The following is a 15,949-nucleotide window of genomic DNA, read 5'->3' as shown; positions in this document are numbered from 1 at the left end:
GGAACGTTTCATCGTTTCCTTAAATCAGCAAACCTTTTGTGGGAGGAATATTTCCTAATGAATATCGTTTTAATGGGTCTGCCAGGTGCTGGTAAAGGTACTCAGGCAGATAAAATTGTTGAGAAGTACGCGATTCCTCATATTTCTACAGGCGATATGTTCCGTGCTGCTATTAAAGAAGGTACTGAACTAGGCTTACAAGCTAAATCGTTTATTGATCAAGGTGCACTTGTACCTGATGAAGTAACGATTGGTATTGTTCGTGAGCGACTGGCTAAACCTGATTGTGAAAAGGGCTTCTTACTAGATGGATTCCCACGTACTGTTCCTCAAGCTGAAGCATTAGATAGCATTCTTGCTGATCTAGATAAAGCTATTGAGCATACATTAAACATTCAAGTTGAAAAAGATGAGTTAATTGCTCGTCTATCAGGTCGACGTATTTGTAAAACTTGTGGTACATCTTATCATTTAATTTTCAACCCTCCTACTGTGGAAGGAAAGTGTGATAAAGATGGTGGCGAGCTTTATACACGTGCAGATGACAATCCTGAAACGGTTGCGAACCGTCTGGAAGTAAATATGAAACAAGCACAACCTCTACTTGATTTCTATGAAGCTAAAGGTGTGTTAACTAATATAGATGGACAGCAAGATATTAACAAAGTGTTTGCTGATCTTGATGCTCTATTACAGGGCAGCCGCAGCTGATACCCGGCTCCGGGCGCAGAGTACTGCTTCCGCGGGAGGCATGCGGGAGCAACAACGAAACATAATTTTTTGAGAGTTGCAAAAGCATATTGTGCCCGGTATATATTTCTTTTAAAAAGTGCAACATACTTTTTGGAGGAGTATAATGGGTTTCGTGGAAGCATCTGTGTAACGGGTATGAATATCTCATCAAAGACATTCCGGTATTCGTGTAAACATGGGAGATTCAGTGCCCTTGCTGGTTCTGTATATTCCGTGGATTGTGTGAAGCGAAACCAGACGAGCGTCTTTCAAACATCTCTCATACAATCCAAACATATGTTGAAACGAGGTTGCTTCTATAGTTGCAGCAGATATCCGTTTGATGTAACGATGAGAACTTGAATTTGCATATAGAGAGGAGACAGAGTAGATGGCGAAAGATGATGTAATTGAAGTCGAAGGGACAGTTGTTGAGACTTTGCCAAACGCGATGTTTAAGGTAGAATTAGAAAATGGACATGTGATTCTAGCACACGTATCTGGTAAGATTCGTATGCACTTTATCCGTATTCTACCTGGAGATAAGGTTACTATCGAGTTATCTCCTTATGATTTAACTCGCGGTCGTATCACATACCGTTTTAAATAATCTTTTGCGCTCCGGACTACTAAGGAGGTTAGGTTAGATGAAAGTGAGACCATCTGTGAAACCGATCTGCGAAAAATGTAAAGTAATTCGCCGACGCGGTAAAGTAATGGTAATCTGTGAAAATCCTAAACATAAACAAAAACAAGGTTAATTCTAAAGGAGGTGCACAACGTACATGGCACGTATTGCTGGTGTTGATATTCCTCGCGACAAACGCGTGGTAATTTCATTAACGTACATTTTCGGTATTGGTAAAACTACAGCTCAGAAAGTACTAGTTGATGCAGGTATCTCAGAAGATACACGCGTACGCGACTTAACTGAAGATGAGTTAAACAAAATCCGTGAACAATTAGATTCTTACAAACTTGAAGGTGACTTACGTCGCGAAACTTCATTAAATATTAAACGTCTGATGGAAATCGGTTCATTCCGTGGTATCCGTCACCGTCGTGGCTTACCTGTTCGTGGTCAAAATACGAAGAACAATGCGCGTACGCGTAAAGGTCCTCGTAAAACAGTTGCGAACAAGAAAAAATAATTGGTAAAGGAGGTTCCTTCTTAACATGGCTCGTAAACAACAAACTCGTAAACGTCGTGTGAAAAAGAATATCGAATCTGGTATTGCACACATTCGTTCTACATTTAACAATACAATTGTAACGATTACAGATATGCAAGGTAATGCTGTATCTTGGTCAAGTGCTGGTGCTCTTGGTTTCCGTGGTTCACGTAAATCTACACCATTCGCTGCTCAAATGGCTGCAGAAACTGCTGCTAAAACATCCCTTGAACATGGTCTGAAAACGTTGGAAGTAACTGTTAAAGGTCCTGGTGCTGGTCGTGAAGCTGCTATTCGTGCACTTCAAGCTGCTGGTTTAGAAGTAACTGCTATTAAAGACGTTACTCCAGTTCCTCATAATGGTTGCCGTCCGCCAAAACGTCGTCGCGTGTAATGGGTGCGTCTCATATTGTATGAGAACATCATTTTTTGTACAGACTGTCTTGTGCAGATAATAAACGATACGTCATTGACGATCGAATCTATGATGGAAAGAACCTATACATTCGATGTTTTGAAGGAGGGTAAATAAAATGATCGAAATTGAAAAACCAAAGATTGAAACGGTGGAGATCAGCGAAGATTCCAAATATGGAAAGTTTGTTGTAGAACCGCTTGAACGCGGATATGGGAACACTTTGGGTAATTCTTTACGTCGTATCCTTCTGTCTTCATTACCAGGAGCTGCTGTCACTTCAATTCAAATTGATGGTGTTCTTCACGAATTCTCAACTGTAGAAGGCGTAGTAGAAGATGTAGCTTCAATCATTTTGAACGTGAAAAAACTAGCTCTTAAAATCTACTCTGACGAAGAAAAAGTTATTGAGATTGATGTTAAAGGCGATGGTACAGTTACGGCTGCTGACATTACACATGACAGTGACGTAGAAATTTTAAACCCAGATCTATATATTGCAACAATCGCTAAAAACGGTCATTTACGTATGCGTATGTATGCACAACGCGGCCGTGGTTACACTCCTGCTGATCAAAACAAACGTGAGGATCTTCCTATCGGCGTGATCCCGATCGACTCTATTTACACTCCAGTATCACGCGTCAATTTCCAAGTGGAAAATACTCGTGTAGGTCAGTCTTCTGACTACGATAAACTTTCTCTTGATGTGTGGACAGATGGCAGCATCGGTCCGAAAGAGGCGATTTCGCTCGGAGCAAAAATTTTAACCGAGCATCTTAACATCTTCGTTGGCATGACGGATGAGGCACAAACTGCTGAAATCATGGTCGAAAAAGAAGAAGACCAAAAAGAAAAAGTTTTAGAGATGACTATCGAAGAACTTGATCTTTCTGTTCGTTCTTATAACTGTTTAAAACGCGCTGGTATTAATACAGTACTAGAACTTGCGAATAAATCAGAAGACGATATGATGAAAGTTCGTAACCTTGGACGTAAGTCATTAGAAGAAGTAAAAGCGAAGTTAGAAGAGCTTGGTTTAGGATTACGCAAAGAAGACTAAGCGATTTAAACACAACTAACAAGATCAGATTTTTTTCTATAAAGGAGGGAAACATCCATGGGTTACAGAAAACTTGGTCGTACAAGTTCTCAACGTAAAGCGATGTTACGTGACTTAGCTACTGATTTAATCATCAACGAGCGTATCGAAACTACTGAGGCTCGCGCTAAAGAAGTACGTAAAGCTGTTGAAAAAATGATTACTTTAGGTAAACGCGGAGATTTACATGCACGCCGTCAAGCTGCTGCATTCATCCGTCGTGAACTAGTAACAACGACTGATGCAGAAGGTAACGAATCAACATCATTTGCACTTCAAAAGTTATTTGATGATGTTGCACCACGTTATGCAGAGCGTCAAGGTGGTTACACTCGTATTCTTAAAGTAGGTCCTCGTCGTGGTGACGGTGCACCTGTTGTTGTGATTGAACTAGTTTAATCATAAGAGAAGACTTGTGGTGAAGAGGGTGGGAATCACCACCCTCTTTCTTTTATAAATGATTTATACGACAAATAATTAAGCTGAGCGTTATGATGAGCGGACACTCAATGGTGTGGCGTCTCGTTTAGCTCTCCGCACCTCATTCAGGAGAAATAAGGGCTTGAGCACCCGTATTTCTTGTAAATGTATCAACTAGCGCATTTCTATTGAATGAGGTGCGCGCTTTTTTATTAGGTAGGATAGCGCCAATTTGTGGTGCTTTTTTTAATATATGGATTTTCTTTAGCTGCTTGAAAGCCCATCACCAAATTAAGTTGTTATTGTAGTATTTTTCTTTTATCGACATACGTATTGTAGTAGAATTCATACATAAAAAAGTGTAAGTTAGTTAGTAGAGCTGAGCATGTAGAGAGGAGTTCTAGAAATGCCTGAAATTTTATCTTTAAATAATGTGACTTTTTCATATACACCAGAAGATCAAAACAGTCGAAATGCTGTCGATAACGTTAGCTTTGCTGTTGAAGAAGGAGAATGGATTGCCATAGTTGGACATAACGGTTCAGGTAAATCCACTATTGCCAAGCTGATGAATGGCTTGCTATTTCCTCAACAGGGGGATGTAAGAGTATTACGTGAACCATTATGTGAGGAGAATCTTTGGGAATCTCGTTCTCTAATGGGAATGGTTTTTCAAAACCCTGACAATCAATTCGTCGGTGCAACCGTTCAGGATGACGTTGCATTTGCATTAGAGAACAACGGTATACCTTTTGAGGATATGGTGAAACGTGTACATGATGCACTGGAGCAAGTAAAAATGAACCAGTTTTTAGACCATGAGCCGCATCATTTATCAGGAGGGCAGAAACAGCGTGTTGCTATTGCTGGAGCACTTGCATTGAAACCTAAACTTCTTATTTTAGATGAGGCTACGTCTATGTTAGATCCTCAAGGGCGTGCAGAGGTGTTACAAACTGTTCAAACATTACGTGCTGAAACAGGATTAACCGTATTATCGATAACTCATGATTTAGAAGAGGCAATGCTAGCAGATCGTGTTCTTTTTATGAATGATGGTAAGAAGTTTGCAGAAGGTACACCTGCTGAAATTTTTGCACTTGGGGACAAGCTAGTTGAGTTTGGACTAGATTTACCATTTGCCTTGAAGTTATCAAAGCTATTGCAAAAGGAAGGTGTTCCGTTAATGGGACAACATATGTCAGAAGAAGAGTTGGTGAATGATTTATGGACATCAAACTTCAACAAGTAAGCTATGCCTATGCTCAAGGTACCCCATTTGAGAAACGGGCATTATTCGATGTGGATTTTGACATCCCTTCACATACCTATCAAGCGATTATTGGCCATACCGGTTCAGGTAAATCGACAATTCTTCAGCATTTTAACGCACTTCTAAGACCTACTTCAGGAGAAGTACATATTGGGGATCGCCTTATTGTAGCTGGGAAAAAAGCAAAGGATTTAAAAGCAGTACGGCAAAAGGTCGGTATTGTCTTTCAATTCCCTGAGCATCAATTATTTGAGGAAACAGTTTTAAAAGATATTATGTTTGGGCCAATGAACTTTGGCGTATCAGAGGAAGAGGCTAAAGCGCGTGCAAGACAACTTGTCAGTTTAGTTGGTTTACCTGATAACGTTCTTGAGAAGTCACCGTTCGATTTATCAGGTGGTCAAATGCGTCGAGTGGCGATTGCAGGTGTTTTAGCAATGGACCCTGAGGTTATTGTTCTGGATGAGCCAACAGCTGGTCTCGATCCACGAGGTCAAAAAGAAATTATGGATATGTTTTATCAGCTCCATCAAGAACGTCATCTCACAACCATTCTAGTGACACATAGTATGGAAGACGCTGCTCGATATGCAGATAATATTGTTATCATGCATGAAGGAAAAAATGTCTTAAGTGGGACACCACGGGTTATTTTTAAGGATGTTGCAACTTTAAAGAATTTCCGCTTAGAGCCACCACGTATTGTCCGTTTCCAGCATAAGATTGAGCACATGATGGGTCATCCCTTATCAAAGGTTTGCTTGACTGAGGAGGAACTTGCGGCTGAAATCGCGCAAGTGCTGAGAGAGGAGCGTGCAGAGTCATGATGGAAAAAATGATTTTTGGACGCTTCCTCCCAGGAGATTCACCCGTTCATAAGCTCGATCCACGTTCAAAGCTGATCTTTGTATTTGCCTTTATTATTATTGTATTTTTGGCCAACAATACTTTGACGTATGCCATGCTATTGGCATTCACACTACTGATTGTATTAATATCACGCATTCGTCTGTATTTTTTGATTAATGGTCTAAAGCCCGTTCTCTTTTTAATGGCTTTCACATTCCTTCTCCATATATTTATGACGAAGGAAGGGGTTCCTATTTTTGAATCAAAGTTCATTACGATTTACGATGAAGGAATCAGACGAGGAATATATATTTCAATACGTTTTCTAGTATTAGTATTTATGACATCGATCTTAACCTTAACAACATCACCGATATCCATTACAGATGGTATTGAGGTTCTTTTAAATCCATTAAAAGCAATTAAAGTGCCAGTACATGAATTGGCTTTAATGATGTCCATTTCTTTGCGCTTCATCCCAACCTTAATGGATGAGACAGATAAGATTATGAAGGCTCAAATGGCACGAGGCTCGGATTTATCCTCTGGTCCGATAAAAGACCGTATAAAAGCCGTGGTTCCTTTACTAGTACCTCTCTTTGTCAGCGCCTTTAAGAGAGCTGAGGATTTAGCAACAGCGATGGAGGTAAGAGGCTACCGTGGTGGTGAAGGTCGTACTAGATACCGCAGATTAAAATGGGATATGGGTGACACATTTGCGCTTGTGTTATTAGTAGCAATAGGTGTATTGCTGTTCTTCTATAGAAGTTAAAAGGAGTATGCTTTATGCGACGTTTAAAGATAATTATTAGTTATGATGGCACGCATTTCTCAGGTTATCAAGTACAGCCTGGTGAACGTACAGTACAGGCTGAGCTTGAGCGTGTACTAGCCATTATGCATAAGGGTGAAAAAATCAAAGTAACTGCAAGTGGGCGTACGGATGCGAGAGTTCATGCAACAGGGCAAACATTGCATTTCGATACACCACTCGCCATTCCAGTAGATAAGTATTGCAAGGCTCTGAATGTGCAACTGCCAAAAGATATTCGCGTATTGTCGGTAGAGGAAGTGGCACATGACTTTCATGCACGCTACAGTGTGACGGGGAAGCGGTACCGCTATATCTGGTCTTGTGAGACTGTACAAAGTCCATTTCGTAGGCATTATACAGTTGAGACAAATGGTGTCAAACCCGATGTAGAGGCGATGCAAGAGGCAGCTAAGGCTATCATCGGTACACATGACTTTTCATGCTTTTGTGCAGCGAATACAAGTGTGAAGGATAAAATACGTACAGTAACGACATTGCAATTTGAATGGCATGGAGAAGAACTCCACATGATTATCGAAGGAAATGGTTTCCTATATAATATGGTGCGTATTATAGCAGGTACGCTTTGGGAGGTTGGGGTAGGTCGCCGTACGATTGATAACGTGGCTCTTGTAGTCGCCTCTGAAGATCGAAATAAGGCGGGTAAAACCGCACCACCACAAGGGTTATATTTAGAAAAAGTGTGCTATTAGTGGCATTCTAAAATTCTGAACAACTTCACCAGGTGTTTAATGAAATTGCTTGACTTTAAAAGTCATTCATTATATGATAACAGATGGTATTTTCATTACCACCACAAATAAGCCCCGAAACTTATAGTGTAGTTTAATGAAAAATAACGGTAATCGAATTGATTAGGAGGATATATACATGCGTACAACATTCATGGCTAAAGGTCACGAAGTAGACCGTAAATGGTTAGTAGTTGATGCAGAAGGCCAAACTCTTGGACGTTTAGCTTCTGAAGTAGCTGCAATCTTACGTGGTAAACATAAACCAACATTCACACCAAACGTTGACACAGGTGATCACGTAATCATCATCAACGCTGACAAAATCCATTTAACTGGTAACAAATTAGAGGGTAAACTTTACCGTCACCATACTCAATTTGCGGGTGGTTTAAAAACTCGTACTGCTGGTGAAATGCTAGATAAGTACCCAACAAGAATGATCGAATTAGCAGTTAAAGGAATGCTTCCTAAAAACTCTTTAGGTCGCAAAATGTTCACTAAACTTAACGTTTATACTGGAACAGAGCACCCACATGCTGCACAAAAACCAGAAGCTTACGAGCTTCGCGGATAATATAAATTAAGAGGAGGATATTACTTTGGCACAAGTTCAATATATCGGCACTGGTCGCCGTAAAAGCTCTGTAGCTCGCGTACGTTTAGTACCAGGTACAGGTAAAATTGTTATCAACAAACGTGAAATTGAAGAATACGTACCATTCGCTGCATTACGCGAAGTAATTAAACAACCATTAGTAGCTACTGAAACTACAGGAAGCTATGATATCCACGTAAACGTTAACGGTGGTGGATACACTGGTCAAGCTGGTGCTGTTCGTCACGGTATCGCTCGTGCTCTACTTCAAGTAGACCCAGATTTCCGTGCTGCATTAAAATCAGCAGGATTACTTACTCGTGATTCACGCATGAAAGAACGTAAAAAACCAGGTCTACGCGGCGCTCGTCGTGCACCTCAGTTCTCAAAACGTTAATTTCAGCGTTATACAAAGACTCTTTCTACTTTTGTGGAAAGAGTTTTTTTGTTTCATCTAATAAATAGGTACTCATTATAAAAAAGCAATCTCTAGAGTTACCCCAAAGATTGCTTCACACTATTTCTTATGGAATTGACGATGAAGCGGGTGCACCTGTTCAGCCAGTTCTGGAAAATGGCCTTCTACTTCTCAATATGAATTCTGAGTAATTAAATGCTTTATATAAAATAGTAAGGAATTAAAACTTTATTTATCTAATTGGAAAAGTTTAATCAGTTCTTCCGTTTCAATGTCTTCCTCAAATAGCAAATAACGACTATATACCTCTACAAAATTCGCAGAAATATATATGTTATCAACTACCTCAAAAATATCGAGAATCCTGACCAATTTAATAGTAGTCTTCCCACCAGTAGCATTCGTAAATTGTTCGACTAGATAATAGGCAAATATCATTTGTTCAATTTCATCTTCGTTCGGTACTTTGATTAATATGATAGATTCTTCAAATGTTTTTCCTGTTGCTGGCTTTGGTGTTACTATAGACTCAAATAACAGTTTCACTGAAAAAAGTTTGTTCATGCTAATCGCCTCACATTATTTATTCATGCTTTTAAACATAAAGTGCCTCTTCCATATTTAAATTGGGATATTTATATCTAAATATATAAAAGATTATAGTTTTTAACAGAAGTGTTGTGATGTCAATATTGCGCGGCCAAGTGTTAATATAGACATATCATAAGAATGATTTGTTTATAAAATAGAAATGTGGAAACCTTTCAAAAGTACATCGTATACAAATCCAATAAGATGTACGAAGCAATAAGTTACTGCGAAAAAGCCTGTTTCTCTCGAATGAGGAGCAGGCTTTTTTATGAGGATATTTCTATAGGTTGCAAGGGATAATGAAGAGGAAGTACAAAAATACTTCATACTTGAAGCTTAGGTCGAGTAATCATTCTTTCTTGAGCACAGAGCTTTATAATGCATAAAATTGTATTTGATCAACCCAACGATGGGCAACAGCACAAATCGGTGTTTCGAATCATGATGAAACCACCTTATGTTAACTGTTACAAGAGCGTTCGAATTCTGCTTCTTTTAAAATCTGTTCTATTTCATAAAAACCTAATTTTTTTGCATGCTGCAACGGTGTGACACCATCTCTATCGCCTATATTCAAATCAGCACCATAATCAACTAATAGCTGCACGATTTCTTGATGCTTCTCACCACCATTACCTAAGATGACTGCTTCTAATAGAGCTGTCCAATGCAGATTATTAATGTGATTGACATTAATGTCTGAATGAAGAAGAAGCTCACGAACTACTTCTACATGACCACGTTCTGAAGCGGGTATGATAGCTATTCCTCCAAAGCGATTAGTCAGCTTGGTATCAGCACCGGCTGCTATGGCAAGCTTTACTATTTCAAAATAGCCTGACGCACCTGCATGTAAAAGTACATTCTCTAGGTTGTTATCTCTAATATTAATGTCAGCACCATGCTGAATAAGCGTCTTCACAGTATCCACCTGATTATTATAAGTTGCAGCTAAGACAGCTGTTCTCCCAAATTGATCGGTGGTATTGATAGGGACTCCATCTTGTAGGAGTGTTAATACTTTATCTGTATTTCCTTTCGCTGCGGTAATAATCAATTGATGATTCATATCATCCACCTTCTCTTCCTTAGATTGCATTAATAAAACGTCAAGGCGAGCAGAACTGATAGTCAGTTTCTAAAATGATGGTAACATGTAGAGAATTGCACGAATACTATTTAAAAAATATGCTTTGCATAGCTTTTTCGTATAGTAAAAAATTTACAGTAAGCGCAAGGAAGAGAAGTTTTAAGTATATCTATAAAATGATATTTAGACTTCCACCCATGATAATCACTAATTCTGAACAGATTTAAAATTTATTAAAAATATTTTCGCATAAGTTTATGTTTTTTTAAGAAATTATTTAGAGGGAATTTAACATTCCGTTTTAATATAGTTTTTGAAGGTACAACAAACCTTTCATTTTCGTTGGGACTGTTCATTAATGGGTTTGACGTAACTCAAAAATATATTAAATAATGGAGGTAAGTGGATATGAAAAAATTATTGATAGTATCCGTTGCGGCAATGGCACTACTTGTAGCATGTCAAGATAAGGAGCCTGCAAAAGGCAACTCTACAAATAGTGGGGAAGTAAAGACAGAAAATACTACAACAGAGAATGCAGCAAAGGACCAATTGACAAAAGGTCAAGAAATGGCCAACATTCTTAGTAGTACGAACTGGCAAGGTACAAAAGTATATGATAAAGATAACAATGATTTAACTGCAGAGAATGCCAACTTCATCGGCTTAGCAAAATACGATGTTGCAACAGGTCATTATGAATTCTTTGACGCTGCTACTGGTGAAAGTCGTGACGATAAGGGAACATTCTTCATTACAAATGACGGGAAACAGAGAATTTTAATTTCTGAGTCAAAGAACTACCAAGCTGTTGTAGAAATCACAGAATTAACTGATGACATTTTCACTTATAAAAGAATGGGTAAAGATGCTGCTGGTAATGAGGTAGAAGTATTTGTAGAACATATTCCTTATCAAGAAAATGAACTAGCATTTACTGATCCAGATAAGACGCTAGATGCAACTACTGGAGATATTGTTACAGACATTGATGGTGATAATATTCTAGCTAATACGCTATGGCATGGAACAGTTGCTTTAGATGAAGAAGGAAATGATGTAACAGAGTTTAATTCGAATTTTATTAGCATAGCAAAATTTGAAGCAGCAACTAATAAATATGAGTTCTTCAACCCTGAAACTGGTGAAAGTCGTGGTGATTATGGCTACTTTGATGTTATTCATGGCAATAAAATAAGAGCACATGTTTCACTTGGTGATAATAAATATGGTGCTGCTCTTGAAATCACTGAAATAAATGATAAGAAGTTTACGTATAAAAGAACAGGTAAAGACAAAGATGGTAATGCTATAACGGTGTTTGTTGAACATGAACCATACGAAGGTGAATTTAATCCTAAATTCACAATGCAATAAAATTGTTCTTCCTCCCTTAATATAGAAGAAATTAAAAACTCTCAAGTTCAAATACTTGAGAGTTTTTTTTACTTTCTGGCATAGTTCATCCACTAATTTCGTACACTAAATGTAAAAGGGTGGTGGATATGGGTGAAGCGCTGGCTTGCACTAGGAGTAATTATGCTTATGAGTATAGTGGTCGTGGCATATGAAACAAATGCTTCGGACCGTAACTTCTTCTTACCAGACCCACTAGGTGGCATAAAGATTGTCATTGATGCAGGGCATGGTGGTGAGGATGGAGGAGCTTCAAAGGGCGAAGTGATTGAAAAGGACATTACACTTGCAATTGCTCAGCATGTGGAGAAGCAATTAAAGAAAAAGGGCGCAACAGTCGTAATGACACGGACAAAAAATGGTGATGTTATTGATGAACACGCGCCGTCAGAAAAATATGGGACATTAAGAGAACGAAAAAAGCAGGATATCTTCTTAAGAAAGGATATCGTGGAAAAAGAACAGCCTGATGTATTTATTACTATTCATGCAAATGCCATTCCCGAATCAAAATGGCGTGGTGCACAGGTATTTTATCATAAGGAAGGACATGCTGATGGTGAAATACTAGCAAAGAGTATTCAACAATCTATTCGTACTAATTTGAAAAATACAGATCGAGAAGCATTATCTATTAAGCAAATATATTTGCTTAAAAAAGCGGAAGTACCTGCTGCTTTGGTGGAAACAGGATTTATTAGTAATGATGAGGAACGTGCGCTATTAATAGATAAGAATTATCAGGAAAAGATGGCAAATGCCATAGTTGAAGGTATAGAAGAGTATTTATTAGCTAAAATTGAGTAGAGCAACATCTACAACTTAAATCAAATCATTATGATATACTAACATTGAGACAATATAAGGGGAGTGTTCGTCGTGATTACTGAACAACAAATTCGAGAAATACTAGGACAACTACAAGATCCATTTTTACATAAATCGCTTGCAGAAACAGATGGAATTATAAACGTATCAATAAAAGAAGAAAAAAATCATGTCAGTGTAAAAATTGCGATTGCTAAACTGAATACACCTGAACAACTACAGCTACAAATGAAGATTGTTGAGGTGTTGAAAGAAGCGGGTGCAAACACTGTTGGTATTCGTTTTGAAGAGCTATCAACAGAAAAACTACAAAGTTTCCGTGGAACAGCTACAGAGTCAGAAGCACAAGATATTTTATCTCCACTAAGCACAGTTCAAGTTATTTCTATTGCCTCTGGTAAAGGCGGAGTAGGTAAATCTACAGTATCAGTTAACTTAGCAGTTGCTTTAGCTCGTTTAGGGAAGAAAGTAGGCTTAATTGACGCAGATATTTATGGATTTAGTGTGCCGGATATGATGGGTGTTACGGATATGCCTAAAGTAGTCGACAATCGTATCTTCCCAGTAGATCGCTTGGGTGTAAAAATGATTTCAATGGGCTTTTTTGTGGAAAACAACGCACCGATTGTATGGCGTGGTCCAATGTTAGGTAAAGTATTAGATCAATTCTTCCGTGATGTAGAGTGGGGAGAGCTTGATTATTTACTATTAGATTTACCACCAGGAACTGGCGACGTTGCATTAGATATTCATCAAATGTTACCATCTTCAAAAGAAATCGTAGTCACAACACCGCATCCAACCGCAGCATTCGTTGCTGCACGTGCAGGGGCAATGGCTCTACAAACAGACCATGAGATTCTAGGTGTTATTGAAAATATGGCTTGGTTTGAATCTAAATCAGGTGAACGAGAATTTGTTTTTGGTCAAGGTGGCGGTCCTAAGCTAGCAGAAGAACTACGAACTGAACTACTTGGACAAATCCCACTTGGGCAACCAGATTGGACAGAAGAGGATTTTGCTCCGTCAGTGTATGCTGAAAAACATACGACAGGACAAATTTATTTAGACATCGCGACGAATATCATTAATAAATTAACTAAATAATAAAAAACGGATTTCCACCAATTTTTGGGGAAATCCGTTTTTAAATTGCTATCGTTATTCAGTACTTTTTTGCTCTTTATCCGTTCCTCCACTACCTTCGCCACTCGCTTCTTTCTTATCGCCACTTTCTGATGAACCTGTTTCGCCACTCTTTTTAATCAATTCTTGCCATTTAGATTGCATTAATGGGCTTTCAATCGTTTCCTTTACGACTTCCTCCATTTGCTTTCGCATATTGGCTGATTTTAGGATCGTCTCTAACTGCTTCTGCATATCGGGTTGACCGAAAAAAGCCTCCATATCCTTTTGGAAAGTTGGATCTTTTATTAAGTCCTTCATAATATCCTGTTGCTGTTTTTGCATGCTTTTCGCAACAGTTTCTTTAAACTTTGGATCCTCAAAGGTTTTCTTCCAAAAGTCTTCTGCTTCCTTGGAAAGTAATGTTTCCTCGGTAGCTTTTTTCACTTCATCATGCTCTAAAATCAAAAGCTCACGGAAACTCGGCTCTTCCAAAAGCTGTCGCAACGCCTTTTTACCATCCTCTGTTTGTAAAGAGTCGATCATGATTTTTTTTATTTCATCATAGGACATGGTAGAGGTTTTATCTTGTGCACAGGCAGAAAGAAAAAGCATTAGAATCAGTAATAAGGTGAATTTTCGCATCGACAATCAGTCCTTTCTCTAGATAGACTCTTTCAATTATTGTTCACATTTCTCAGGACTTTATGTATTGGTTAGGATGAGAAATAGCTTTTTTAACAATGCATTGATAAAATAAGGACAGATATATTGAGAAATTGGGGGACTTTTAGTTGTGACGATACGAAATTGGGCAAAGTTTTTCTTCTTTGCAATGCTCGTTGGTGGTGCAGTCAACGGTGTTTTTAGTTTATTTATTCGCTGGGAATTCTTCCAACCATACATAGCAAATGGTCAATGGGGTGAGTTTTTCGCAGGACTTTTATGGATGGTTTTCTTAGGATTTACTATGAGTGTTATTGCACAAGCTGGCTTTTTTGCTTATCTAACACTTCATCAAGTAGGTGTAAATATTTTTAGAACACTTACATTATGGAATTGGGTACAGTTACTATTAATTGCAATTACTATTTTTGATATTATTTTCTTCCGTTTTATTCCAGGTATAAAAGATGGACAAAGCTGGTTATTTTACGTTGGATTATTAATTGTTCTAATCTTTGGAGCAATAGCGACAGCTGTTCAAAAAGTAAAATTAACAGGAAAGAAACATGTGTTAGTATCAGCACTATTTTTTATGATTGTCATTACAACATTGGAATGGACAATTGCGTTAATGGGACGTGATGAAAATATTAATGAATATGTTGCGTTACTATTGTTCCCATTATTAGCTGTTAATGCGTATCAATTATTAGTATTACCTAAATATAATGCAAAATCCGATGAAGATCGTCAAAAATTAGAAGCACGCCGCAAAGCTCGTCGTGAACAGACTAAAAATGCATAAGAAAAAAATTGCCTCATACATAGGAGGCAATTTTTTTTATGGGGATTTTTTAGTTTGAACTTTGTATCCAAATATATTTTCCTCAATTGACATAAACTTATTTTGTTGTATTAGCGTATTAAGCTCTTTAAATGAAATTTGATTGTTTTGGTGGAGTGGAAAAAATACAAAATCACCTTTTTGTAATTTAGGTTTTTTCTCACCTTGCCAAATTAGAGAAGGCGATAACAAATTCATTTGTTGCTGAAACAAAGATTTCTGTAAGTCCTGTGAGTATTGGTGATTGCTAGTAGCAAACCAAAGTGGTTTTTCCTTTAAATATTTTTCATACGTATCAATATCATTTTGTACGAGAGCCATGTCAATGGGTTTATCTATTGAATCTTCTGGGCCAAGTAACCCTGTAGGCAATTTTCGTTCTTGTATAATTTTTATATGTTCTGGTGAACGTTTAATCCAGTCAGTATCTAAAAGTAGAAGCGGATAAGGTTCTTTCACCGTTTGTAGCCATTCTAATAGAGATTCATCGGAGAAAGAAATCTCTACAATAAGAGACGTACCGTAATGTCCTTTCGTGACTACTACTGGTGCATTGGCAATATTAAATACAGAAATCATCGTTGAATTTATAGGCTTTAGAAAAACAAAGAGAGTTACGATTAAAAGCAGTGAAATCAACGTTTTGCGGACCATAATAATAACCTCGTTTCTAAGATTTTAAATAAAAAATAAATCTCTTTAAAAAAACTTATGATTTAGTGTTGACTTTCATGAATAATCGATGTTATTATGTATAAGTCGCCAAGAGGTGACAGCGAAACAAACAACATGAACCTTGAAAACTGAACAAGCAAAACGTAATCAATAAAGTTTTTAGTAACTA

Annotated in this window: 20 protein-coding genes and 2 pseudogenes; 18 read left to right on the top strand and 4 right to left on the bottom strand. The window is 37.9% G+C overall.

The genetic code is table 11. The features are described 5' to 3' along the window. Window positions 1-57 precede the first annotated feature (57 nt). From GJU32_RS16380 to rpsI, 14 genes and pseudogenes are all read left to right on the top strand, one after another. Window positions 58-711, top strand: coding sequence for an adenylate kinase (locus GJU32_RS16380; protein WP_155593028.1), 654 nt, complete (start codon window positions 58-60; stop codon window positions 709-711). Between the two features lie 248 nt (window positions 712-959). Further along, window positions 960-1,037: pseudogene (locus tag GJU32_RS16375) on the top strand (type I methionyl aminopeptidase); the annotation flags it as partial. An 86-nt stretch (window positions 1,038-1,123) separates the two neighbouring features. Further along, complete coding sequence (infA, locus tag GJU32_RS16370) at window positions 1,124-1,342, top strand: translation initiation factor IF-1 (protein ID WP_004233690.1); 219 nt, start codon at window positions 1,124-1,126, stop codon at window positions 1,340-1,342. 37 nt (window positions 1,343-1,379) lie between these two features. Beyond that, window positions 1,380-1,493: a 50S ribosomal protein L36 gene (gene rpmJ / locus GJU32_RS16365; protein WP_000868344.1), complete on the top strand. Its 114-nt coding sequence runs from the start codon at window positions 1,380-1,382 to the stop codon at window positions 1,491-1,493. A gap of 24 nt (window positions 1,494-1,517) precedes the next feature. Further along, window positions 1,518-1,883, top strand: a complete 366-nt coding sequence (gene rpsM, locus GJU32_RS16360; protein WP_155593027.1) for a 30S ribosomal protein S13 — start codon at window positions 1,518-1,520, stop codon at window positions 1,881-1,883. A gap of 25 nt (window positions 1,884-1,908) precedes the next feature. Then, the gene (rpsK, locus tag GJU32_RS16355) at window positions 1,909-2,298 is read left to right on the top strand and encodes a 30S ribosomal protein S11 (protein WP_004233731.1); all 390 of its coding nucleotides are present in this window, start codon (window positions 1,909-1,911) and stop codon (window positions 2,296-2,298) included. A 139-nt stretch (window positions 2,299-2,437) separates the two neighbouring features. After that, window positions 2,438-3,382: a DNA-directed RNA polymerase subunit alpha gene (locus GJU32_RS16350; RefSeq protein ID WP_004233733.1), complete on the top strand. Its 945-nt coding sequence runs from the start codon at window positions 2,438-2,440 to the stop codon at window positions 3,380-3,382. 57 nt (window positions 3,383-3,439) lie between these two features. Continuing rightward, window positions 3,440-3,820: a 50S ribosomal protein L17 gene (gene rplQ / locus GJU32_RS16345; RefSeq protein WP_008181938.1), complete on the top strand. Its 381-nt coding sequence runs from the start codon at window positions 3,440-3,442 to the stop codon at window positions 3,818-3,820. Window positions 3,821-4,247: 427 nt separating this feature from the next. Next, window positions 4,248-5,093, top strand: a complete 846-nt coding sequence (locus GJU32_RS16340) for an energy-coupling factor ABC transporter ATP-binding protein (RefSeq protein ID WP_155593026.1) — start codon at window positions 4,248-4,250, stop codon at window positions 5,091-5,093. Then, entirely contained in the window at window positions 5,069-5,941 is an 873-nt protein-coding gene (locus GJU32_RS16335; RefSeq protein WP_155593025.1) for an energy-coupling factor ABC transporter ATP-binding protein, read from the top strand. The genes GJU32_RS16340 and GJU32_RS16335 overlap by 25 nt, the downstream gene beginning before the upstream one ends. Beyond that, window positions 5,938-6,735, top strand: a complete 798-nt coding sequence (locus GJU32_RS16330) for an energy-coupling factor transporter transmembrane component T family protein (RefSeq protein WP_155593024.1) — start codon at window positions 5,938-5,940, stop codon at window positions 6,733-6,735. The genes GJU32_RS16335 and GJU32_RS16330 overlap by 4 nt, the downstream gene beginning before the upstream one ends. Window positions 6,736-6,749: 14 nt before the next feature. Further along, on the top strand, window positions 6,750-7,490 hold the full coding sequence (gene truA / locus GJU32_RS16325) for a tRNA pseudouridine(38-40) synthase TruA (protein WP_155593023.1): 741 nt from the start codon (window positions 6,750-6,752) through the stop codon (window positions 7,488-7,490). 178 nt (window positions 7,491-7,668) lie between these two features. Next, window positions 7,669-8,106, top strand: a complete 438-nt coding sequence (gene rplM / locus GJU32_RS16320) for a 50S ribosomal protein L13 (protein WP_004233742.1) — start codon at window positions 7,669-7,671, stop codon at window positions 8,104-8,106. A gap of 25 nt (window positions 8,107-8,131) precedes the next feature. After that, the gene (gene rpsI, locus GJU32_RS16315) at window positions 8,132-8,524 is read left to right on the top strand and encodes a 30S ribosomal protein S9 (RefSeq protein ID WP_004233744.1); all 393 of its coding nucleotides are present in this window, start codon (window positions 8,132-8,134) and stop codon (window positions 8,522-8,524) included. A 249-nt stretch (window positions 8,525-8,773) separates the two neighbouring features. On the opposite strand, the gene GJU32_RS16310 is transcribed toward rpsI, so the two are convergent. Then, window positions 8,774-9,109 carry a DUF4288 domain-containing protein gene (locus tag GJU32_RS16310; protein WP_155593022.1) on the bottom strand — a complete coding sequence of 112 codons (336 nt, stop codon included), beginning with the start codon at window positions 9,107-9,109 and terminating at the stop codon, window positions 8,774-8,776. A 487-nt stretch (window positions 9,110-9,596) separates the two neighbouring features. Further along, a complete protein-coding gene (locus tag GJU32_RS16305) occupies window positions 9,597-10,205 on the bottom strand; it encodes an ankyrin repeat domain-containing protein (RefSeq protein WP_155593021.1) in 609 nt (202 codons plus the stop codon). Between the two features lie 570 nt (window positions 10,206-10,775). Between GJU32_RS16305 and GJU32_RS16300 the strand changes: the two are divergent. The 3 genes and pseudogenes from GJU32_RS16300 to GJU32_RS16290 form a co-directional block, all read left to right on the top strand. After that, a pseudogene (locus GJU32_RS16300) lies at window positions 10,776-11,603 on the top strand (DUF4822 domain-containing protein); the annotation flags it as partial. Between the two features lie 132 nt (window positions 11,604-11,735). Continuing rightward, window positions 11,736-12,449 carry an N-acetylmuramoyl-L-alanine amidase gene (locus GJU32_RS16295; protein ID WP_155593019.1) on the top strand — a complete coding sequence of 238 codons (714 nt, stop codon included), beginning with the start codon at window positions 11,736-11,738 and terminating at the stop codon, window positions 12,447-12,449. A gap of 72 nt (window positions 12,450-12,521) precedes the next feature. Further along, the gene (locus GJU32_RS16290; RefSeq protein WP_155593018.1) at window positions 12,522-13,577 is read left to right on the top strand and encodes a P-loop NTPase; all 1,056 of its coding nucleotides are present in this window, start codon (window positions 12,522-12,524) and stop codon (window positions 13,575-13,577) included. Between the two features lie 54 nt (window positions 13,578-13,631). On the opposite strand, the gene gerD is transcribed toward GJU32_RS16290, so the two are convergent. Further along, the gene (gene gerD, locus GJU32_RS16285) at window positions 13,632-14,240 is read right to left on the bottom strand and encodes a spore germination lipoprotein GerD (protein WP_155593017.1); all 609 of its coding nucleotides are present in this window, start codon (window positions 14,238-14,240) and stop codon (window positions 13,632-13,634) included. 151 nt (window positions 14,241-14,391) lie between these two features. Between gerD and GJU32_RS16280 the strand changes: the two genes are divergently transcribed. Further along, complete coding sequence (locus tag GJU32_RS16280; RefSeq protein ID WP_155593016.1) at window positions 14,392-15,066, top strand: KinB-signaling pathway activation protein; 675 nt, start codon at window positions 14,392-14,394, stop codon at window positions 15,064-15,066. Window positions 15,067-15,102: 36 nt separating this feature from the next. Here GJU32_RS16280 and GJU32_RS16275 read toward each other — a convergent pair whose 3' ends face one another. Continuing rightward, on the bottom strand, window positions 15,103-15,759 hold the full coding sequence (locus tag GJU32_RS16275) for a hypothetical protein (protein WP_155593015.1): 657 nt from the start codon (window positions 15,757-15,759) through the stop codon (window positions 15,103-15,105). Window positions 15,760-15,949 lie beyond the last annotated feature (190 nt).

The sequence above is a fragment of the Lysinibacillus cavernae genome (genome assembly GCF_009724685.1).
Lineage (GTDB): Bacteria > Bacillota > Bacilli > Bacillales_A > Planococcaceae > Lysinibacillus > Lysinibacillus cavernae.
Note: the sequence above shows the minus strand (reverse complement) of the source record. Positions and strands in the feature narration are given on the sequence as shown.

Bases quoted from the DNA above. Each gene is read 5' to 3' on its own strand.
- rplQ (WP_008181938.1), top strand. From the start codon at position 3,440: ATGGGTTACAGAAAACTTGGTCGTACAAGTTCTCAACGTAAAGCGATG.
- rpsK (WP_004233731.1), top strand. From the start codon at position 1,909: ATGGCTCGTAAACAACAAACTCGTAAACGTCGTGTGAAAAAGAATATC.
- GJU32_RS16350 (WP_004233733.1), top strand. From the start codon at position 2,438: ATGATCGAAATTGAAAAACCAAAGATTGAAACGGTGGAGATCAGCGAA.
- GJU32_RS16330 (WP_155593024.1), top strand. From the start codon at position 5,938: ATGATGGAAAAAATGATTTTTGGACGCTTCCTCCCAGGAGATTCACCC.
- GJU32_RS16275 (WP_155593015.1), bottom strand. From the start codon at position 15,759: ATGGTCCGCAAAACGTTGATTTCACTGCTTTTAATCGTAACTCTCTTT.
- rpsM (WP_155593027.1), top strand. From the start codon at position 1,518: ATGGCACGTATTGCTGGTGTTGATATTCCTCGCGACAAACGCGTGGTA.
- infA (WP_004233690.1), top strand. From the start codon at position 1,124: ATGGCGAAAGATGATGTAATTGAAGTCGAAGGGACAGTTGTTGAGACT.
- truA (WP_155593023.1), top strand. From the start codon at position 6,750: ATGCGACGTTTAAAGATAATTATTAGTTATGATGGCACGCATTTCTCA.
- GJU32_RS16305 (WP_155593021.1), bottom strand. From the start codon at position 10,205: ATGAATCATCAATTGATTATTACCGCAGCGAAAGGAAATACAGATAAA.
- rpmJ (WP_000868344.1), top strand. From the start codon at position 1,380: ATGAAAGTGAGACCATCTGTGAAACCGATCTGCGAAAAATGTAAAGTA.
- gerD (WP_155593017.1), bottom strand. From the start codon at position 14,240: ATGCGAAAATTCACCTTATTACTGATTCTAATGCTTTTTCTTTCTGCC.
- rplM (WP_004233742.1), top strand. From the start codon at position 7,669: ATGCGTACAACATTCATGGCTAAAGGTCACGAAGTAGACCGTAAATGG.
- GJU32_RS16335 (WP_155593025.1), top strand. From the start codon at position 5,069: ATGGACATCAAACTTCAACAAGTAAGCTATGCCTATGCTCAAGGTACC.
- GJU32_RS16310 (WP_155593022.1), bottom strand. From the start codon at position 9,109: ATGAACAAACTTTTTTCAGTGAAACTGTTATTTGAGTCTATAGTAACA.
- GJU32_RS16380 (WP_155593028.1), top strand. From the start codon at position 58: ATGAATATCGTTTTAATGGGTCTGCCAGGTGCTGGTAAAGGTACTCAG.
- GJU32_RS16340 (WP_155593026.1), top strand. From the start codon at position 4,248: ATGCCTGAAATTTTATCTTTAAATAATGTGACTTTTTCATATACACCA.